Annotated in this window: 14 protein-coding genes; 13 read left to right on the top strand and 1 reads right to left on the bottom strand. The window is 64.1% G+C overall.

The features are described from left to right. Nucleotide 1 precedes the first annotated feature (1 nt). The 11 genes from rseP to tilS all read left to right on the top strand — a co-directional run bounded on the left by rseP (nt 2) and on the right by tilS (nt 14,740). The gene (rseP, locus tag HUS66_RS02310; RefSeq protein WP_175069341.1) at nt 2-1,360 is read left to right on the top strand and encodes a sigma E protease regulator RseP; all 1,359 of its coding nucleotides are present in this window, start codon (nt 2-4) and stop codon (nt 1,358-1,360) included. 111 nt (nt 1,361-1,471) lie between these two features. Further along, nucleotides 1,472-3,808 (top strand): outer membrane protein assembly factor BamA, encoded by a 2,337-nt coding sequence (gene bamA / locus HUS66_RS02305; protein WP_175069340.1) that lies wholly within the window; start codon nt 1,472-1,474, stop codon nt 3,806-3,808. Between the two features lie 46 nt (nt 3,809-3,854). Further along, nucleotides 3,855-4,361, top strand: coding sequence for an OmpH family outer membrane protein (locus HUS66_RS02300; RefSeq protein WP_175069339.1), 507 nt, complete (start codon nt 3,855-3,857; stop codon nt 4,359-4,361). 45 nt (nt 4,362-4,406) lie between these two features. Further along, nucleotides 4,407-5,435 (top strand): UDP-3-O-(3-hydroxymyristoyl)glucosamine N-acyltransferase, encoded by a 1,029-nt coding sequence (gene lpxD, locus HUS66_RS02295; protein WP_175069338.1) that lies wholly within the window; start codon nt 4,407-4,409, stop codon nt 5,433-5,435. Between the two features lie 121 nt (nt 5,436-5,556). Beyond that, nucleotides 5,557-6,000 (top strand): 3-hydroxyacyl-ACP dehydratase FabZ, encoded by a 444-nt coding sequence (fabZ, locus tag HUS66_RS02290; protein WP_175069337.1) that lies wholly within the window; start codon nt 5,557-5,559, stop codon nt 5,998-6,000. Continuing rightward, complete coding sequence (gene lpxA, locus HUS66_RS02285; protein WP_175069336.1) at nt 5,997-6,764, top strand: acyl-ACP--UDP-N-acetylglucosamine O-acyltransferase; 768 nt, start codon at nt 5,997-5,999, stop codon at nt 6,762-6,764. Before fabZ ends, lpxA begins: the two co-directional genes overlap by 4 nt. A gap of 3 nt (nt 6,765-6,767) precedes the next feature. Next, the gene (gene lpxB / locus HUS66_RS02280; RefSeq protein ID WP_175069335.1) at nt 6,768-8,039 is read left to right on the top strand and encodes a lipid-A-disaccharide synthase; all 1,272 of its coding nucleotides are present in this window, start codon (nt 6,768-6,770) and stop codon (nt 8,037-8,039) included. Further along, nucleotides 8,036-8,647 (top strand): ribonuclease HII, encoded by a 612-nt coding sequence (gene rnhB, locus HUS66_RS02275; protein WP_175069334.1) that lies wholly within the window; start codon nt 8,036-8,038, stop codon nt 8,645-8,647. Before lpxB ends, rnhB begins: the two co-directional genes overlap by 4 nt. A gap of 107 nt (nt 8,648-8,754) precedes the next feature. After that, nucleotides 8,755-12,258 carry a DNA polymerase III subunit alpha gene (gene dnaE / locus HUS66_RS02270; protein ID WP_175069333.1) on the top strand — a complete coding sequence of 1,168 codons (3,504 nt, stop codon included), beginning with the start codon at nt 8,755-8,757 and terminating at the stop codon, nt 12,256-12,258. A gap of 159 nt (nt 12,259-12,417) precedes the next feature. Further along, entirely contained in the window at nt 12,418-13,371 is a 954-nt protein-coding gene (accA, locus tag HUS66_RS02265; RefSeq protein ID WP_175069332.1) for an acetyl-CoA carboxylase carboxyl transferase subunit alpha, read from the top strand. A 52-nt stretch (nt 13,372-13,423) separates the two neighbouring features. Continuing rightward, a complete protein-coding gene (gene tilS, locus HUS66_RS02260; protein ID WP_175069331.1) occupies nt 13,424-14,740 on the top strand; it encodes a tRNA lysidine(34) synthetase TilS in 1,317 nt (438 codons plus the stop codon). 137 nt (nt 14,741-14,877) lie between these two features. Here tilS and ppx read toward each other — a convergent pair whose 3' ends face one another. Next, nucleotides 14,878-16,434 carry an exopolyphosphatase gene (gene ppx / locus HUS66_RS02255; protein WP_175069330.1) on the bottom strand — a complete coding sequence of 519 codons (1,557 nt, stop codon included), beginning with the start codon at nt 16,432-16,434 and terminating at the stop codon, nt 14,878-14,880. Nucleotides 16,435-16,900: 466 nt separating this feature from the next. Between ppx and rho the strand changes: the two genes are divergently transcribed. Both rho and ubiD read left to right on the top strand, forming a co-directional pair. Further along, nucleotides 16,901-18,160 carry a transcription termination factor Rho gene (rho, locus tag HUS66_RS02250; protein WP_092522964.1) on the top strand — a complete coding sequence of 420 codons (1,260 nt, stop codon included), beginning with the start codon at nt 16,901-16,903 and terminating at the stop codon, nt 18,158-18,160. Between the two features lie 101 nt (nt 18,161-18,261). Then, the gene (gene ubiD / locus HUS66_RS02245; RefSeq protein ID WP_175069329.1) at nt 18,262-19,755 is read left to right on the top strand and encodes a 4-hydroxy-3-polyprenylbenzoate decarboxylase; all 1,494 of its coding nucleotides are present in this window, start codon (nt 18,262-18,264) and stop codon (nt 19,753-19,755) included. Nucleotides 19,756-19,788: the final 33 nt, after the last annotated feature.

Below are 19,788 nucleotides of genomic sequence, written 5' to 3'. Positions count from 1 at the left end.
GATGAGCGTGATACAGGATGTGCTGGCGGTGATCGTGGTTCTCGGACTGCTGGTCACCTTTCATGAGTTTGGTCACTTTTGGGTGGCCAGGCGCTGCGGCGTCAAGGTGTTGCGCTTCTCGGTGGGTTTCGGCAAGCCGCTATGGTCGCGGTTCGATCGCCACGGTACCGAATTCGCCGTGGCGGCCATTCCCCTGGGCGGTTACGTCAAGATGCTCGACGAGCGCGAGGCGCCGGTCGATCCGGATGAAGCGCACCTGGCCTTCAACCGCAAGGGCGTGTGGTCGCGTATCGCGATCGTTGCTGCCGGTCCGCTGGCCAATTTCCTGCTGGCGATTGTTGCCTACTGGCTACTGTTCGTGATCGGCATCACCACCGTCGCGCCGGTGGTCGGCGACGTGGCACCGGATTCGCCGGCCGCACGCGGCGGGCTCTCAAATGGCCAGGAAATCGTCGCCGTGCAGGGCGAGCCGGTACGCTCCTGGGACGACATCAACCTTAAGCTGGTCGCGGCGATTGGCGAGACCGGCGCGATCAGCATGACCACGCGCCCGGAAAGTGCCACGGCGGCGCGTGAACATCGTCTGCCCGTGGAGAACTGGCTGGTTGGCCAGGATCCGCCTCGGCCGCTGGCAACCCTGGGGCTCACGCCCTGGCGGCCGGCGCTGCCGGCGGTACTGGGCCAGGTGCTTGACGGCGAGGCGGCGGCCAGCGCCGGCCTGCAGGCCGGCGATCGAATCCTCGCTGTCGATGGCACGCCGGTCGACGATTGGATGACCTTCGTCGACCGGGTCCGCGCCAGCCCCGGCGAGCCGCTGGCGCTTGACGTCGAACGGGGCGGCGAACGTCAGACCCTGACGCTGACCCCGCGTTCGAGCACGCCCGAAGATGGGCAGGCCATCGGCTACATCGGTGCTGGCGTGGCCAGTGCCGAATGGCCGGCCGAATACCAGCGGGAGATTCATTACGGCCCTCTCGAGGCGGTTGGGCAGTCGCTCAACAAGACCGCCGAGATGTCCGTATTGACCCTGGACGCGATGCGCAAGATGCTGGTGGGGCTGATTTCGCCATCGAACCTTTCGGGGCCGATCACCATCGCCCGCATCGCCGGTGAAACGGCGCGTACCGGCGTCGAGAGCTTCATCGGCTTCCTCGCCTACCTGTCGATCAGCCTGGGCATTCTCAATCTGCTGCCGATCCCCGTGCTCGACGGCGGGCACCTGGTCTATTACCTCATCGAGGCGGTGCGCGGACGCCCCGTTTCCGAGCAGGTTCAGGCGGTGGGGTTCAAGATCGGCCTGGCGCTGGTGGGCAGCATGATGATGATGGCGATGTATTTCGACCTGATGCGGCTCTGGTAGCCGCCCGGGAGCGGTCCGCACCGGCCAGGGCCTGACCTTGCCAGTGGACCGAACAAATGTATAAGGTGCTCGTTTGATAAGCGGGCAGACCAACGCGAGCGAACCGACTGCATGAAACTCAAGATTCTAGGCGTTGCGGCGCTGTTGCTGTCTGGCGCCCCGGTGGCGCTGGCCGATGCGTTTACCGTTTCCGATATCCGTGTGGAGGGCCTCAAGCGGGTCTCCGCGGCGTCCGTCTTCAATGCCTTTCCGGTCAGTGCCCGCGACGCCGTCGACGAGCGCGAGCTGGCCGAGGCAGCCAAGACGCTGTTTGCTACCGGCCTCTTCGAGGACGTGCGGCTGGCTCGCGAGGGCGATGTACTGGTGATTCAGGTCGATGAGCGACCCTTCATCACCGACCTCGAGATCACCGGTAACTCCCAGATCTCCGAAGAGGAGCTTCGCCAGGGCCTGCGCGATGCAGGCTTGGCTGAGGGGCAGGCGCTACAGCGCTCGACGCTCGACGAGATGCAGCGCGAGCTCGAGCAGCTCTACCATGGCCAGGGCCGCTACAGCGCCCGTATCGATGCCGAGGTCGAGGAAATCGACGCGAGTCGAGTTCGCGTCAAGGTCGATATCGACGAGGGCGCGGTGGCCAAGATTCGCCAGATCAATGTGGTCGGCAATCAGGCCTTCGATGACGACACCCTGCGCGACGTCTTCGAACTCGAGGACCGCCCGAGCTGGTTCTTCGGCTGGTTCTCGAGCGATGAGTATTCTCGCCAACAGCTCTCCGGTGATCTGGAGCGGCTGCGTTCCTGGTACCTGGACCGCGGTTACGTCAACTTCGCGATCACCTCGACCCAGGTGTCGATCAGCCCCGACAAATCGCGGATCTTCGTTACCGTAAACGTCGAGGAAGGCAAGCAGTATCGCCTGGGCGAGATCAGCTTCGCCGGCGACCTGAAGATTTCTCCCTCCGAAGCGCGCAGCCTGGTCGAGGCCACGCCCGGCGAGATATTCTCGCGCAGCGACATTACCGCTTCCTCCGAGGCGCTGCGCACCCGCCTGGGTGCCGAGGGCTATGCCTTTGCCAGCGTCGAAGGGGTGCCTGAGGTCACCGCCGACGGCGAGCGGGTCGATGTCACCTTCCAGGTCGATCCCGGTCGCCGTGCCTATGTGCGCCGCGTCGATTTCGTCGGCAACACCACCACCATGGATGAGGTGCTGCGCCGCGAGATGATCCAGATGGAAGGCGCACCGGCCTCCACCGAGCAGATCAGTCAGTCGCGTCAGCGCCTCGAGCGCCTGGGCTTCTTCAAGCAGGTCGACGTCGAGACGCGCCCTGTAGCCGGCCAACCCGACCAGCTGGATGTGACCTACAACGTCGAGGAACAGCCGTCCGGCTCGATCTCGGCGAGCATCGGTTTTTCCCAGAGCGATGGCGTCATCTACGGTGCCTCGCTGTCCCAGAATAACTTCCTGGGTACCGGGAATCGGGTCAATATCGGTGCCCAGAAGGGCGATACCTATACCAGCCTCAACTTTGGCTTTACCGATCCCTACTGGACCCTGGATGGCATCTCGCGTGGGTATAACCTCTTCTACCGCGAGACGGACTATGAAGACTCCGATATCTCGACCTACTCCACCGACTCGGTGGGTGGCAGCATCAACTTCGGCTACCCCATCGATGAGGTCACGCGCCTCAACTTCGGGGTCGGCGTCGAACAGCTGGAAGTGCAGACCTATACCGACACGCCGTCGGAGATCGTCCAGTACGTCGATGATGAAGGCGACAGTGCTCAAAGCTTCAAACTGACGGCAAGCTGGACCCGCAACAAGCTCAACCGCGGCGTCATGCCCACGGCGGGCAACTACCAGCGGCTGTCGCTGGAGACGGCGGCACCGGGCAGCGATGCCATCTACTACAAGCTGCGCTATAAGGGCCAGCAGCTGTTTGCTCTCAACGATGCCTGGTCATTGAAGTTCGGTACCAACCTGGGCTATGCCGATACCCCGGGGGATGATCCCTATCCGTTCTACGAGAACTTCCTGACCGGTGGCCTGGGCTCGGTGCGAGGCTTTACTGCCAGCACGCTTGGGCCGGCCACCACGCCGCGCAACAGCGGTGATGATCAGACCCTGGGCGGTAACGTGCTGGTCAGCGGTTCAGCGGAACTGCTGTTTCCGGTTCCCTTCGTCGAGGATCAGCGCAGCGTGCAGTCGTCGCTGTTCATCGATGGCGGCAACACCTTCCTCACCGAGTGCTATGCTGTGCTGCCCGCTGACAGGCCGTCCAACTGCAGCTCGGGTGTCGACCTGGCCGATCTACGTTACAGTGTGGGCCTGGGCCTTTCCTGGCTGACGCCGGTCGGACCGCTGACCTTCAGCGTGGCCGAACCGCTCAACGACGAGAAGGGCGACGACACCCAGTTCTTCCAGTTCTCGCTGGGCCAGACGTTCTAGGTTCGCGGACGGATGCCAGACCACCGATCTCGAGGAGTTTTACAAGATGCGCAAGTTGACCGGAGCCCTGTGCCTCGGCCTGTTCGCGGCCATGAGTGCCCCTGCCCTGGCCGCCGATATCGCCGTGCTGGACTGGCGACAGGCCCTGCTGGAAAGCGATGACGCCCAGCAGTCGATGAACGAGCTGCAAAATCAGATCGGCAGTCAGCAGCAAGAGGCCGAGGCCCTGGGGCAGGAAGTCCAGCAGCTTCAGCAGCGCCTGCAGCGCGACGGTGCGACCATGTCCGAGTCGCAGCGCCAGGCGGCCGTGCAGGAGCTTCAGGAAAAAGGTGGCCGCTTCCAACAGCTGCGCCGCCAAGTGGTTCAGGCGCGTAAGCAGTCAGAACAGCAGTTCATGCAGCAGGCTCAGCCGAGGCTCGAGCGCGCCGTGGATCAGATCATCGAGCGTCATGACATCGAGGTGCTGGTAGACCGCAACGGGGTCATTCAGGCCAAAGGCGACCTCCTCGACGTGACCGACGAGGTCACCGAGATTCTCAATTCGTCCAACTGAGGCCGGCGGCGCGTTCCAGCGTGCCGTCCGCGATGACCTGCGTCCATGACAACCGCCCAATACCCCACTTATACCCTCGATGAGCTCGCCGAGCGCCTCAATGCCCGTGTGATCGGCGATGGCCAGCGCACCGTGAGCGGGTTGGCGACGCTGAGCGATGCCGGTCCTCATGAGCTGACCTTTCTCGCCAATCGGGCTTATCTGAAGTATCTGCCCGCGACGGGGGCGGCAGCGGTGCTTCTGCACCCCGATCATGCCGAGGAGAGCCCTACGGCCTGTCTCACCCTGGAGAACCCCTATCTGGGATATGCCGAGCTGTCACGGCTGTTCGATCCGCTGGCCGCGAGATATCGGCCGGGGGTACACACCTCGGCGGTCGTCGCTGAGAGCGCCAAGCTCGGTGCCAACGTCGAAATCGGCCCTCAGGTGGTGATCGAGGACGGCGCGGTGATCGGCGATGACGTGGTCATCGGGCCGGGCAGCGTGGTCGGCGCCGACAGCGTGATTGGTGCCGGTTCGCGTCTGCATGCGCATGTCAGTGTCTGTCATGGCGTGGTGATCGGCCAGCGAGTGGTGCTCAATAGCCACTGCGTGATCGGTGGTGATGGCTTCGGTTTCGCCCACGACGGCAGTCGCTGGCACAAGATCGCCCAGCTTGGTGGCGTGGTGTTGGGCGACGATGTCGAGGTCGGCAGCTGTTCCAGCATCGACCGTGGTGCGCTCGGCGATACCGTGATCGGCAACGACGTAAAGATCGATAGCCAGGTGCAGATCGCTCATAATGTGCAGATCGGCGATCATAGCGCTCTGGCCGGCTGCGTGGGCATTGCCGGTTCCACCAAGGTGGGCCGCCATTGCATGCTCGGTGGCGGCGTCGGGCTCTCCGGTCATCTGACCCTCTGTGATGGGGTGCAGGTCACCGGCATGAGCCTGGTCACCAATTCGATTCAAGAGCCCGGGGTCTACTCTTCCGGTACCGGTTCGATGCGTAACGCCCTATGGCGCAAGAATGCGGTGCGCTTCAAGCAGTTGGATGAGCTCGCCAAGCGGGTGACCCGTCTGGAAAAGAAGTAGCCAGGCGTTGAGTCGCCCCCGGCGAGCGCTATAATCCGCCCACCCTAATCATGGCGGCGGCCCTGCCGCCCCAGCATGCTCGCCTCCGGTTGAGCATTTTGTCATTTCAGAGGTCGCATCGATGGTAATGGACATCAACGAGATCCGTGAGTATCTCCCCCACCGCTACCCCTTCCTGCTGGTCGACCGGGTCATGGAACTCGAGCACGGTGCGCGCATCGTGGCCAACAAGAACGTCAGCATCAACGAGCCGTTCTTCAATGGCCACTTTCCCCATCATCCGATCATGCCGGGCGTGCTGGTCATTGAAGCGCTGGCCCAGGCCTGCGGTATTCTTGGCTTCAAGACCGTCAACAAGCTGCCCGCCGATGGCTACGTCTATTACCTCGTGGGCAGTGACAATGTGCGCTTCAAGCGCCCGGTAATGCCTGGCGACCAGCTGCGTCTCGAAGCCAACGTGATCCGCGCGAAGCGCGGTATCTGGAAGTTTCAGTGCAGCGCCAGCGTTGACGGCGAAGTGGCCTGCGAGGCCGAGATCATCTGTGCCGAGAGGAAGGTCGCTTGATACATCCCACTGCTATCGTTGATCCAAAGGCGCGCCTCGCCGAGGACGTCGAAGTGGGCCCGTTCAGCGTGATTGGCCCCGACGTCGATATCGGCGCCGGAAGCGTGATTGGCCCTCATGTGGTGGTCAAGGGGCCGACGGTGCTTGGTGAGCGCACGCGCATCTTCCAGTTTGCATCGGTCGGCGAGGACTGCCAGGACAAAAAGTACGCCGGTGAGCCGACGCGTCTGGTCATGGGTGACGACAACGTCATTCGCGAGGGCGTTACCCTGCATCGTGGTACCGTTCAGGACCGCGGCGAGACCACTATCGGCAGCCGTAACCTGTTCATGGCCTACGTGCATGTCGGCCATGACTGTGTGGTCGGTAACGACTGTATCCTGGCCAACCAGGTGACCCTGGCCGGCCACGTCACGCTAGGCGATGCCGCGATCATCGGCGGGCTGTCGGCGATCCACCAGTTCTGTCATTTCGGCACTCAGGCCATGGCGGGCGGAGGGTCGATCATCACCAAGGACACGCCGGCCTATGTGATGATCAACGGTAATCCGGCTCAGCCGCATGGCCTCAACCTGGTGGGCCTCAAGCGTCGCGGCGTTTCCCGTGAGGCGATCAAGGCGCTTACCGAGTCCTACAAGATGGTCTATCGCAAGGGGCTGACCGTCGAGCAGGCGCTTGCCGCGATCGATGCCGAATACGCCATACCCGAAACCAAGATCTTCGCCGACTCTATCCGTATTTCCACTCGCGGCATTCTGCGCTAGATCATGTCAGACGCCCCTCAGGAACAGCGCCCGTTGCGGGTCTATCTGGTTGCCGGCGAGCTGTCAGGTGACATCCTCGGTGCGGGCCTGATGCAGGCGCTGCGCGGGCGCCTCGGCGAGGTTGAGTTCCGCGGCATCGGTGGCCCGCGCATGCTCGCCCAGGGCATCGATAGCCGCTATCCGCTGGAAACCCTCTCGGTGATGGGGCTGGTCGAGGTGGTGAAACACCTGCCCGAGCTGATCAAGGTGCGCCGGGCGCTGAAGCGCGATGCCCTGGCCTGGGCCCCGGACATCATGATCGGCATCGATGCCCCTGATTTCACCCTGGGTCTCGAGCGTCAGCTGCGCGAGTCAGGCCTCACTACCGCCCATTACGTGAGTCCTTCCGTGTGGGCCTGGCGCCAGGGGCGGGTGAAAGGGATCGCCAAGTCGGTGGATGCTATCCTCACCTTCCTGCCCTTCGAGGCGGCCTTCTACGAGCGTCACGGTGTGCCGGTCGCCTTCGTCGGCCATCCGCTGGCCGACGAGCTGCCGCTGCACAACGATCGCGCCGGCACTCGCCAGGCCCTGGGGGTGGCCAATGACGCCGAGGTGCTGGCCCTGCTGCCAGGCTCCCGGGCGAACGAGATCCGTTTTCTGGGGGCGACCTTCGCCATGGCCGCCGAGCAGATGTGTCAGGCACGTCCCGAGCTTCAGGTGGTGATTCCTGCGGCGACCCCGGCCCGACGGGCCGAGCTCGAAGCGCTGCTGGCCGGCTATCCAGTTCTTGCGAAGCGCGTCACGCTGCTCGACGGCCAGGCTCGGGAGGCGATGGTGGCGGCTGATGCCGTGCTGTTGGCCTCGGGTACCGCAGCGCTTGAAGCCATGCTCTGCCATCGCTCGATGCTGGTGGCCTACAAGATGGCGCCGGCCACTCACTGGCTCGCCAAGCGCCTGGTCAAGACCGAGTGGATATCGCTTCCCAATCTGATCGCTCGTGAGACACTGGTGCCGGAGTTGATCCAGGAAGCTGCCAGTCCCGAGGCGATAGCCGCACGGCTGACGGAGATGCTGGACGATGCGCCGATGCGTGAGGCGCTGGAGACTCGCTTTGCGGCCATGCATGCGGGATTGCAGCGCGGTGCCAGCGATCGGGCCGCCGCGGCTATCGAGGCATTGATCGCGGGGCGGGCGCTGCCGGCGAGCGTGGCACCCGCGGCGGCGGCCATTGGCCTGGATATGGGCCAGGATGGTGCGTCATCCGATTCGGGCACCGGTTCGGGAAAGGTATCATGAGTGCCAAGTCCCTGCCCCCGCTGCAGATCGCCTATCAGGGCGAGCGTTTGGCCGGTGTCGATGAGGTTGGCCGTGGTCCGCTGGTCGGTGCGGTCGTCGCGGCGGCGGTGATCCTCGATCCCGCTCGGCCCATCGAGGGGCTGAACGATTCCAAGACGCTTAGCGCTCGGCGCCGAGAGGCGCTGGACGACCAGATTCGTGATAGGGCCTTGGCCTACTGCGTCGCTGAGGCCTCGCCGCTGGAAGTCGATCGACTCAACATCTACCATGCCACCCATTTGGCGATGCGACGCGCCATCGATGGTCTGGCGCCAGCAGCCGAATACCTGTTGGTAGACGGCAACCGCCTGCCGGGCCATCAACTTCCCGGCCAGCCCGTGGTCAAGGGCGATGCTCGCCACCCGGCCATCGCCGCCGCCTCGATCCTGGCCAAGGTGGCCCGTGATGCTCAGATGGTGGCCCTGGATGCCCGGCATCCTGATTACGGTTTCGCTCGCCACAAGGGCTACCCGACCAAGGAGCATTTGGCGGCCCTGGAGCGCCTGGGCCCGCTGCCAGAGCACCGTCGCTCCTTCGCGCCGGTCAAGAAACAGCTGGACCTGCTCTAGCGGTTCAGCCATGGCGCGTCGGTTTGACGCTCCTGTATGGCTCGCCGGCGCCGTCCTCGATACCGCCCTCGACACTGCCTTTGAAATAGCTAAGCCACGAGTTCACCATGACCCCTTCTTTCGTTCACCTTCGCGTGCATACCGAGTATTCCCTCGTCGACGGCCTGGTGCGCCTCAAGCCGCTGGTCAAGCAGACGTCACAGGCGGGTATGCCGGCCCTGGCGATGACCGACGAGGCCAACCTGTTTGGCCTGGTGAAAGGCTACCGGGCGGCTCAGGGTGCCGGGCTCAAGCCGATCATCGGTGCCGACCTGTGGCTCAACAATCCCCATGACGATGCGCATCCGTACCGGCTGACCCTGCTGGCCATGGACAGCGACGGCTATCGCAACCTCACGGAACTGATCTCGAAAGGGTGGATGGAAGGCCAGCGTCAGGGGCGGGCGATTCTCGACAAGGCCTGGGTCTTTGCCCAGAGCGAGGGGCTGATCGCGCTTTCCGGCGGTCGCGACGGCGAGATCGGTCGTCATCTGTTGAGCGAGCATGGCGATACGGCCCGCTCACTGCTTCAGGAGTGGAATCAGTACTTCCCGGGGCGCTTTTATCTCGAGCTCACTCGCACCTCGCGGCCCTTCGAAGAAGAATGCCTGCACCTGTCGGTCGAGCTTGCCGGTGAGACCAATACTCCGGTGGTCGCCACCAACGATGTACGCTTCCTGGCCCGCGAGGATTTCTGGGCCCACGAGACGCGGGTCGCCATCGGCGAGGGCAAGGCGCTGGATGATCCGCGTCGCGAGCGCCGCTACAGCGAAGAGCAGTACCTGAAGACGCCGCAGGAGATGGCCGAGCTGTTCGCGGATATCCCCGAGGCGCTGGAGAACAGCGTGATGATCGCCGCGCGCTGCAACGTCGATGTGCGGCTGGGCGAGATATTCCTGCCCGAGTTCGAGATTCCCGATGGCATGACCCAGGAGGAGTTCTTCCGCAAGGTCTCTCACGATGGCCTCACCGAGCGGCTCGAGGCCCTCTATCCGCGGGAGCGCTATCCCCGCGACGGCGCCGACTGGGCACCCATCGAACAGCGCTACCGGGAGCGGCTCGATTTCGAGCTCAACATCATTCTGCAGATGGGGTTCCCGGGCTACTTCCTGATCGTCATGGACTTCATCCAGTGGGCCAAGGACAACAACGTGCCGGTAGGGCCGGGCCGTGGCTCCGGTGCCGGCTCGCTGGTGGCCTATGCCCAGAAGATCACCGACCTCGATCCGATTCAGTATGACCTGCTGTTCGAGCGTTTCCTGAACCCCGAGCGTGTTTCGATGCCCGACTTCGACGTCGACTTCTGCATGGAGAAGCGCGACCGGGTCATCGACTATGTGGCCGAGCGCTACGGCCGCGATGCGGTCTCGCAGATCGTCACCTTCGGCACCATGGCCGCCAAGGCGGTGGTGCGCGACGTGGCCCGCGCCCAGGGCAAACCCTATTCGCTGGGCGACAAGCTCTCCAAGCTGATTCCCTTCGAGGTCGGCATGACTCTCGAGAAGGCCCACGAGCAGGAGGAGCCGCTGCGCGAGTACCTCGAGGCCGATGAGGAAGCCGCCGAGATCTGGGAAATGGCCCAGCGGCTCGAAGGCATCACCCGCGGTACCGGCAAGCACGCTGGCGGCGTGGTGATCGCGCCGACCAAACTCACCGACTTCTCGCCGCTGCTGTGCGACGAGGAGGGCAATGGCCTGGTGGTGCAGTTCGACAAGAACGACATCGAAGAGGCCGGGCTGGTCAAGTTCGACTTCCTGGGCCTGCGGACCCTGACCATCATCGACTGGGCGCTGGAGATGGTCGACAAGGTGCGTGCCGTGGAAGGGCAGGGCCCGCTGAACATCGACACCATTCCGCTGGACGACGTGCCGACCTTCGACATGCTCAAGAAGGCCGAGACCACCGCGGTCTTCCAGCTTGAATCCAGAGGGATGAAGGAGCTGATCAAGCGCCTGCTGCCGGATTCTCTCGAGGACATGATCGCCCTGGTGGCACTGTTCCGCCCCGGCCCGCTGCAGTCGGGCATGGTGGATGACTTCATCAACCGCAAGCACGGCCGGGCCGAGATATCTTATCCACACCCGGATTATCAGCACGAGCTGCTCAAGCCGGTGCTCGGGCCCACCTACGGCATCATCCTCTACCAGGAGCAGGTGATGCAGATCGCCCAGGTGATGGCCGGCTATTCCCTGGGCCAGGCCGACATGCTGCGCCGCGCCATGGGTAAGAAGAAGCCTGAGGAGATGGCCAAGCAGCGCGCCGGCTTCATGGAAGGCTGCGCGGAAAACGGCATCGACAAGGACCTCGCCGGTAACATCTTCGACCTGGTGGAAAAGTTCGCCGGCTACGGCTTCAACAAGTCACACTCGGCGGCCTACGCTCTGGTCTCCTATCAGACCGCCTGGCTCAAGGCCCATTACCCCGGGCCCTTCATGGCGGCGGTGATGTCCACCGAAATGGACAACCTCGACAAGGTGGTACCGCTGATCGAGGAATGTCGCCACCAGGGGCTGACCGTGACCCCGCCGGATGTCAACGTCGGTGGCTACAAGTTCACCGTCGATACCGAGGGCCGAGTGGTCTATGGCCTTGGTGCCATTCGCGGCGTCGGCGAGGGCCCGATCGGTGCCATCGTCGAAGCCCGCCAGGAGGGCGGCGCCTTCAGCGACCTGTTCGACTTCTGCCGTCGGGTCGATCCTAAGCGCATGAACAAGCGCACCCTCGAGGCGCTGATTCGCTCCGGGGCGCTCGACAATCTGGGCGCGGCCCGCGCGGTGCTCACGGCCTCCATGGAAGCGGCCCTGAAGGCCGCGTCCCAGAACCTGGCCAACCAGAACCAGGGCATGATGGACATGTTCGGCGAAGCCTTCAGTGAGCCTGACGCGGGCGACGTCTATGCCGATTACCGGGGCGTGCGCGACTGGAGCGATAAGGAGCGCCTGGCCGGCGAGAAGGACACCCTGGGTCTCTATCTCACCGGACATCCGATCGATGAATACGAGCAGGAGCTCGCGCGCTTCGTTTCGACTCGCATCAGCGAGCTACGGCCGTCCCGTGAGCCCCAGCGGGTGGCCGGCCTGGTGGTGGCGATGCGCACCATGAAGTCCAAGCGCGGCGACACCATGGCCTTCGTGACCCTCGACGATCGCACCGGGCGTATCGAGGCTTCGCTGTTTGGCGAGCTCTACGAGCGCCTGCGAGGCCGACTGGAGGCCGACCAGGTGATGATCGTCGAGGGTGAGGTCTCGAGCGATGATTATTCAGGCGGCCTGCGCCTGCGCGGCAAGGATGTCACGCCGATGGTCGAAGCTCGCGCCCGCTTCGGGCAGGCCGTTGAGCTTGCCGTCGACGGCGCCCAGGCTAACGGACGGCTGGTCGACAGCCTGCGGGACAGCCTGACGCCTTACCGCGACGCCAACGGCTTACCGGTGCGTCTCAAGTATCGCAATGCCGAGGCCTCCGGCTGGCTGGAGCTGGCCGAGGACTGGAAGGTGACCCCCTCCGACGAGCTGATGATCGCCTTGCGCGATGTGCAGGGCCAGGACGGCGTGCGTCTCAAGTATCGACGCTGATTCGCCTGGCAGCCGCCGCCGTCGGCGCAAGGCCAGGAGGTGCCTTGCGCCGGACTGACAAGCTGCGATAATGAACGGCTATATTTCAATAGTTCCTTTTGAACGTTCCGCGACAGCCGTGGCCTCCAGGCTGCCCCGATTGCTAACAAGCTGAAGCCTATGAACCCCAATTATCTGGATTTCGAACAGCCCATTGCCGAGTTGCAGGCGAAGATCGAGGAACTGCGGCTGGTCGGCAATGACAGCAAGATCAACATCAACGAAGAGGTGGCCAAGCTCCAGGAGAAGAGCAAGAAGCTCACCGAGTCGATCTTCAAGGATCTCACCGCCTGGCAGGTATCCCAGCTCTCGCGTCATCCGCAGCGCCCCTACACCCTCGACTACCTTGAGCACGTCTTTACCGACTTCGACGAGCTCCACGGCGATCGTCATTTCGCCGATGACGCGGCACTGGTCGGTGGCGTGGCGCGTCTCGACGACAAGCCGGTGATGGTCATCGGCCATCAGAAGGGCCGCGACGTCAAGGAGAAGGTACGCCGCAACTTCGGCATGCCGCGTCCTGAGGGCTATCGCAAGGCATGCCGCCTGATGGAGATGGCTGAGCGCTTCAAGATGCCGGTGCTGACCTTCATCGACACCCCCGGCGCCTATCCCGGCATCGATGCCGAGGAGCGCGGTCAGTCCGAAGCCATCGCCTACAACCTGGCGGTGATGTCGCGGCTCAAGACCCCGATCATCTCCACCGTGGTAGGCGAGGGCGGCTCTGGTGGGGCGCTTGCCATCGGCGTGTGCGACGAGCTGCAGATGCTGCAGTACTCCACCTACTCGGTCATCTCGCCGGAGGGCTGCGCCTCGATCCTGTGGAAGAGTGCCGAGCGTGCCTCGGAGGCGGCCCACGCCATGGGGATCACTGCCGAGCGTCTGCAGGAACTCGGCTTCGTCGACACCCTGATCAAGGAGCCGCTGGGCGGTGCTCACCGTCATCTGGCGACAACCTCTGAGCGTATCAAGACCTCGCTGATCGAGAGTCTCGATCGCTTGCAGGGCCTGGACACCGAGGCTCTGCTCGAGCGCCGCTATCAGCGCCTCATGAGCTACGGCGCCCCGGCCTGATGGGTCAGAGGCCGCGTTTTTCGAAGCGGCCTGTCAGCGTGCTGGAATTCTGATGCTCGAGGATATGCAACGGTTGATCGACGACGCCCTGGCGGAGACCCCGCCGGGGCGTTGCGTTTGGGTGGCGCTCTCGGGCGGGCTCGACTCTAGCCTGCTGCTGACACTCGTGGCCCGGGCGGCTCATCGTCACCCCCGTCCGTTATATGCCCTGCACGTCGACCATGGCTTGCAGGCGGCATCGGCTGATTTCGTTTGGCATTGTCGTCGGCTGTGCGACCGCCTGGGCGTGCCGTTGTTCATCGAGCGGGTGAGTGTCGATGTGACCGCTGGCCGCGGGCTCGAGGGTGCCGCCCGGGAGGCCCGCTACGGCGCCTTCGCCGCCCGGCTGAGCCAGGAGGACACCCTGTGGCTCGCCCAGCATCGCCGCGATCAGGCGGAGACCTGGCTGCTGGCCGCGCTGCGCGGCAGTGGGGTGCGGGGGCTGGCGGCCATGCCCAGGGCGCGTAGCTGGGCCGGCAGTTGTATCGCCCGCCCTCTGCGAGACTTGTCGCGGGCGCGTCTGGAGAAAGCCGCCGAGGCGCTGGGCGTCGCCTGGGTCGAGGATCCGAGCAACGCCGATGAGATGCTCGATCGCAACTTCCTGCGCCAGCGGGTGCTGCCGCTGCTCGAGTCTCGCTGGCCCCGCGCCGAGGCGAGCATTGCCCACAGTGCGACGCTCGCCGGCGAGGCCGATGATCTTCTCGCTGAGCTGGCCGAGCTGGATCTGGCCGCCTGCGGGGGCGCCCCCGGTCGGCTGGCGCTACCGGCACTCAAGGCGCTGAGGGCACCGCGCCGGCGTCTGCTGATTCGCTATGCCTGCCAACGCCTGGGGCTACCCACCCCGCCGACCGCTCGCCTGTCGGCCCTCGATGAGCAGCTTGCCGCGCGACGCGATGCCCAAGTGCAGGTCACCTGGCCAGGCGCCGAGGCGCGTTGCTGGCGTGAGAGCCTCTATCTGCAGCGCCCCTTGGCCGATCTGCCCGCAGGCTGGCAGGTCGACTGGGATGGCCTGGCGGTACTTGAAACGCCGCTAGGAGGGCTTGCGGTGCGGCTCGAGAGACGCCCCGCCGGCGCTCCTTCTGGCGGAGAGCGCGCCCACTACCGGGTGCAGCCGCGTCAGGGCGGCGAGGTACTGCGTCTGGCGGGACGCGGTCGGCGGGATCTCAAGCGGCTCTTGCAGGAAGCGGGTCTGCCACCCTGGCGTCGGCAGGCTCTGCTGGTGGTGTGGGACGGCGATGTGGTGGCGGCGGTCCTCGACCCCCTGCGGGCGGACGTGGTGGCCTGTGCAGCGAGCTATTGGGCCGAGGGTGGCGGCACTGAGAGCCTTTAACGGAACTGAGAGGCCCTCATGGCGCTGATGAGGGAACTTCTCTCGCTGCCGCTCGCAACAGGCTTAAGGCTCTTATCGAGCCCGGGGACCTTAACAAGCTGAGGCTCTGACAGTGCGGGGAGCGCCAGAGCCGTCGATTAACCCGCCGAAACCTCGGCGGTGTCCAGCGTTTCGATGGTCAGCGTAAAGCCGGCCGCGCGCTGATATTCCTGTTCCTGCTCCAGGTCATTGACCAGCAGCGCCTGCTCGGCGAGTTCGCCACTCAGCGACAGCGACAGCTGCTCACCATCGGCAGCGAGGCGAAAGGCGGTTGGCGGGTGCTCGGGACGTGAGTGGTTGAGGATCACCGCCAGCCGCAGCAGCCGGGCCAGGCGCCCCAGCGTCGGCCGTACCGCGGCGGGCAGAGCGTCGAGCTCCTTGAGCGGAAACTTGCGCCGGTGGGCCCGCACCAGAAAGGCCAGGGCCTGCTGCTCGGGGCGTGACAGCCCGGCGAGGTCGGAGTTGGCCAGCAGGTAGGCGCCGTGGCGATGGAACTGGCTGTGCGAGATGACCAGGCCAATCTCGTGAAGCTGGGCGGCCCAGTCGAGGAACTGGGCGTTGCTGGCGCTCAACTGCCAGGTTGGCACTACCTGCCTCAGGCACTGCTGGGCGCTGCTGGCGACCTGGTCGGCCTGGCGGGGGTCGATCTGGTAGCGCCGGCGCAGCCCTTCGAGTGTCTGCAAGCGAGAGTCCTCGGCGGTGTTGCGCCCGATCATGTCGTAGAGCACGCCTTCGCGCAGGGCGCCGTCGGAATAGCGCATCTGTTCGAGGCCGAAGGCTTCAAAGACCGCCGAGAGCACCGCGATGCCGGCGGGGAAGACGCTGGCGCGGTCCTCCTTGAGCCCATCCATCGCGACCTTATCGAGCCGTTTCATCTTGATCAGGCGCTTGCGCAGGGCGGCCAGTCCCTTGCGGTCGATGATGCCATCGGGGGCTTGGCCACTGGCGGAAAGCACAGAAGCGGCAGCCTTGATGGTGCCGCTGGAGCCGACTGGATCGGCCCAGCCGAGTTCCTCGAAGGGGCGGCGGATGTTGGCCAGCTCCGAGAGGGCGGCGAGCTCGGCCTTGCGAAAGCGTTTCTCGGAGATATCGCCGTCGGCGAAGAAACGCTTGGTGAACGTCACGCAGCCCATTTCCAGGCTCTCGAGCGCTAGGGGCTCGAAATGCTCGCCGATGATGAACTCCGTGGAACCGCCGCCGATGTCGACGATCAGGCGCCGGCCGTGGACCTCGGCCAGGGCATGGGCAGCGCCAAGATAGATCAAGCGGGCTTCCTCGCGCCCGGCGATGATCTCGATCTCATGGCCGAGCAGTGCCTCGGCGCGCTCGATCAGCACTTGGCTGTTGGTTGCCGCGCGCAGCGCGTTGGTGCCTACCACTCTGAGCTGAGCGTTGGGTGTTTCTTCGAGGAAGGGAGCGAAGCGGGCCAGGCAGTCCAGGGCGCGCTGCATGGCATCTTCGGTCAGGGCGCCGTCGTCATCGAGGCCTGCGCCCAGTTGGACCTTCTCGCCGAGCTTGGCCACGACCTGTAGCTGACCGTTGACGTTGTTGGCGACCAAGAGGTGGAAGCTGTTGGAGCCCAGGTCGATAGCCGCCAGGCGCTGTGGCGCTGGGGCGTCGTCAGGCGTGTCGCCGAAGCCCGGATGGTTGATCATGAAAGGTTCCTTGATGTCACTTGGCCCCAAGGTTGCGGCCCGCTCCCGGGGTTGTCAATCGCCGCCAACGCGGCGAAGCGCTTCTGGGGCTTGCGTTTGCCGATTCGCTTGACTACCATCGAGTCGTTCGCCTGTTCCGAATACTTCCCGACTGCTTCACGGTGACCGCTAAACGGCATCTCACGCCGCGGTCAAACTCCAAGTCGTCAGTCAGCCCGCTGATTCCTTACGATGACGCTTCGCCATCATGACTAGCTATTCAGGCGACACGAATACGGCTACATGAACAGCGCTTCCCTCTTAGTTCGATATCGTCCATGGCTTCCCCGTAAGCAGCGGTCGGCTGATCATATCTCGAGAGTGGATGTCCCAGGGCTCTGAACGCACCACGCGGCGCATCGTCACCGCCTCCTGTCGTTTTCCGGCTTCGTTGCCACGCTGACACGAGCTATTTCTGATCAAACCGATGAATCTTACCGAACTCAAGCAAAAGACCGTGCCGGAACTGCTGGATATCGCCCAAGAAATGGGCATCGATAATCTGGCCCGCTCGCGCAAGCAGGACATCATTTTCGCCATCCTCAAGAAGCACGCCAAGAGCGGCGAGGACATCTATGGCGATGGTGTACTGGAGATTCTCCAGGACGGCTTCGGCTTTCTGCGCAGCGCCGACTCTTCCTATCTCGCCGGTCCCGATGACATCTACGTCTCGCCGTCCCAGATCCGTCGCTTCAACCTGCGCAAGGGCGACTCGATTGCCGGCAAGATTCGTCCACCCAAGGAAGGTGAGCGTTATTTCGCCCTGTTGAAGGTCAACGAGATCAACTTTGACCGGCCGGAGAACGCCAAGCACAAGATCCTGTTCGAGAACCTCACCCCGCTGTTCCCTCAGGAACGCATGGTGATGGAGATCGGCAACGGTTCTACCGAGGATCTGACGTCGCGCATCATCGACCTGACGGCACCCATCGGCAAGGGCCAGCGTGGCCTGATCGTCTCGCCTCCCAAAGCGGGCAAGACGCTGATGCTGCAGAACATCGCGACCTCGATCACTCGCAACAATCCCGAGTGCCACCTGATCGTGCTGCTGATCGACGAGCGTCCGGAGGAAGTGACCGAAATGTCACGCACCGTTCGTGGCGAGGTCGTGGCCTCGACCTTCGATGAGCCGCCGGCCCGCCATGTGCAGGTCGCCGAGATGGTGATCGAGAAGGCCAAGCGTCTGGTCGAGCATAAGAAGGACGTGGTGATCCTGCTGGACTCCATCACCCGTCTGGCCCGTGCCTACAACACCGTGGTGCCGTCCTCCGGCAAGGTGCTGACCGGCGGTGTCGATGCCCATGCTCTCGAGAAGCCCAAGCGCTTCTTCGGCGCGGCGCGCAACATCGAGGAAGGCGGCAGCCTGACCATACTCGCCACGGCGCTGGTCGACACGGGCTCCAAGATGGACGAGGTGATCTTCGAGGAATTCAAGGGTACCGGTAACATGGAGGCCCACCTCGACCGCAAGCTGGCCGAGAAGCGAGTCTATCCGGCGATGAACATTCGTCGCAGCGGCACCCGCCGCGAGGACCTGATCGCCTCCGAGGATGAGATGCAGCGGATGTGGATCCTGCGCAAGCTGCTCAATCCCATGGATGATGTGGCGGCTACCGAGTTCCTGATCGATCGCCTGAAAGATACCAAGACTAACCTCGAGTTCTTCGAGGCGATGAAGCGGCGGTGAAGCTAGTCAGGCCCGGAGACGGCCGGACATGAATCGCTAATCAGTCCAAGGGGCGGCATGCTATGCTGCCCCTTTTGTCGTTTTGGGAGCGCAATAACCGCATGAAGTATAAGGACTTGCGTGAGTTTATCGCCGCCCTGGAGGCGCAGGGAGAACTCCAGCGGGTGACCGCCGAGGTGGACCCTTACCTCGAGATCACCGAGATCTGTGATCGCACCCTCAAGGCCGGCGGCCCGGCGCTCCTGTTCGAGAACGTCAAGGGGCATGATATGCCGCTGCTGGGTAACTTGTTCGGCACCCCGCGGCGAGTGGCGCTGGGCATGGGGCAGGAGTCGGTGAGTGCCTTGCGCGAGGTCGGCAAGCTGTTGGCCTTCCTCAAGGAACCCGATCCGCCCAAGGGCTTTCGTGATGCCTGGGAGAAGCTGCCGATCTTCAAGCAGGTGATGAGCATGGGCCCCAAGGTGCTCCGCAAGGCGCCGGTGCAGGAAGTGGTGCTCAAAGGCGAAGCAGTGGATCTCGACCGCATTCCCATCCAGCACTGCTGGCCCGGCGATGCCGCGCCGCTGGTCACCTGGGCGCTGGTGGTCACCAAGGGGCCCCACAAGGAGCGCCAGAATCTCGGTATCTATCGCCAGCAGAAGCTGGGCAGGAACCGTCTGATCATGCGCTGGCTTTCCCACCGCGGCGGGGCGCTGGACTTCAAGGAGTGGCAGGCCGCCCACCCCGGCGAGCCCTTCCCGGTCGCGGTGGCGTTGGGCGCCGATCCGGCCACCATCCTGGGGGCGGTGACGCCAGTGCCGGATACCCTCTCCGAGTATGCCTTCGCCGGCCTGCTGCGCGGTTCGCGCACTGAGCTGGTCAAGTGTGGCCATGCCGATCTCGAGGTGCCGGCCTCCAGCGAGATCATCCTCGAAGGCTTCATCTATCCCGACGACATGGCACCTGAGGGGCCCTACGGCGATCACACTGGCTATTACAACGAAGTCGAGCATTTCCCGGTGTTCACCGTCGAGCGCATCACCCACCGCCGTGACCCTATCTATCATTCGACCTATACCGGCCGGCCCCCCGACGAGCCGGCGATCCTTGGCCTCGCCCTCAACGAGGTCTTCGTGCCGATCCTGCGCAAGCAGTTCCCGGAAATCGTCGATTTCTACCTCCCGCCCGAAGGCTGCTCCTACCGCATGGCGGTGGTGACGATGAAGAAGCAGTACCCGGGGCACGCCAAGCGGGTGATGATGGGCGTGTGGAGCTTCCTGCGTCAGTTCATGTACACCAAGTTCGTGGTGGTGCTCGATGACGATGTCGATGCCCGCCACTGGGAAGATGTGATCTGGGCCATCACCACTCGCATGGATCCGGCCCGTGATACGGTGATGGTCGAGAATACGCCCATCGATTACCTGGACTTTGCCTCGCCCACCGCCGGGCTGGGTTCCAAGATGGGCATGGATGCGACCAACAAGTGGCCGGGCGAGACCGAGCGCGAATGGGGCGAGCCGATCGTCATGGACGAGGCGATCAAGTCGCGGGTCGATGACCGCTGGGCCGAGCTCGGGATTACCCTGCCGCCGGGCCCCGCGCCACGCTCCTGACGCTTCTAACTAGGCCCAAGTACGCCCACCTAC

It is taken from the genome of Onishia taeanensis, assembly GCF_013349955.1.
GTDB lineage: Bacteria > Pseudomonadota > Gammaproteobacteria > Pseudomonadales > Halomonadaceae > Onishia > Onishia taeanensis_B.
The sequence above is the reverse complement of the archived record's forward strand: the minus strand, read 5'-3'. Positions and strand labels throughout refer to the sequence as shown.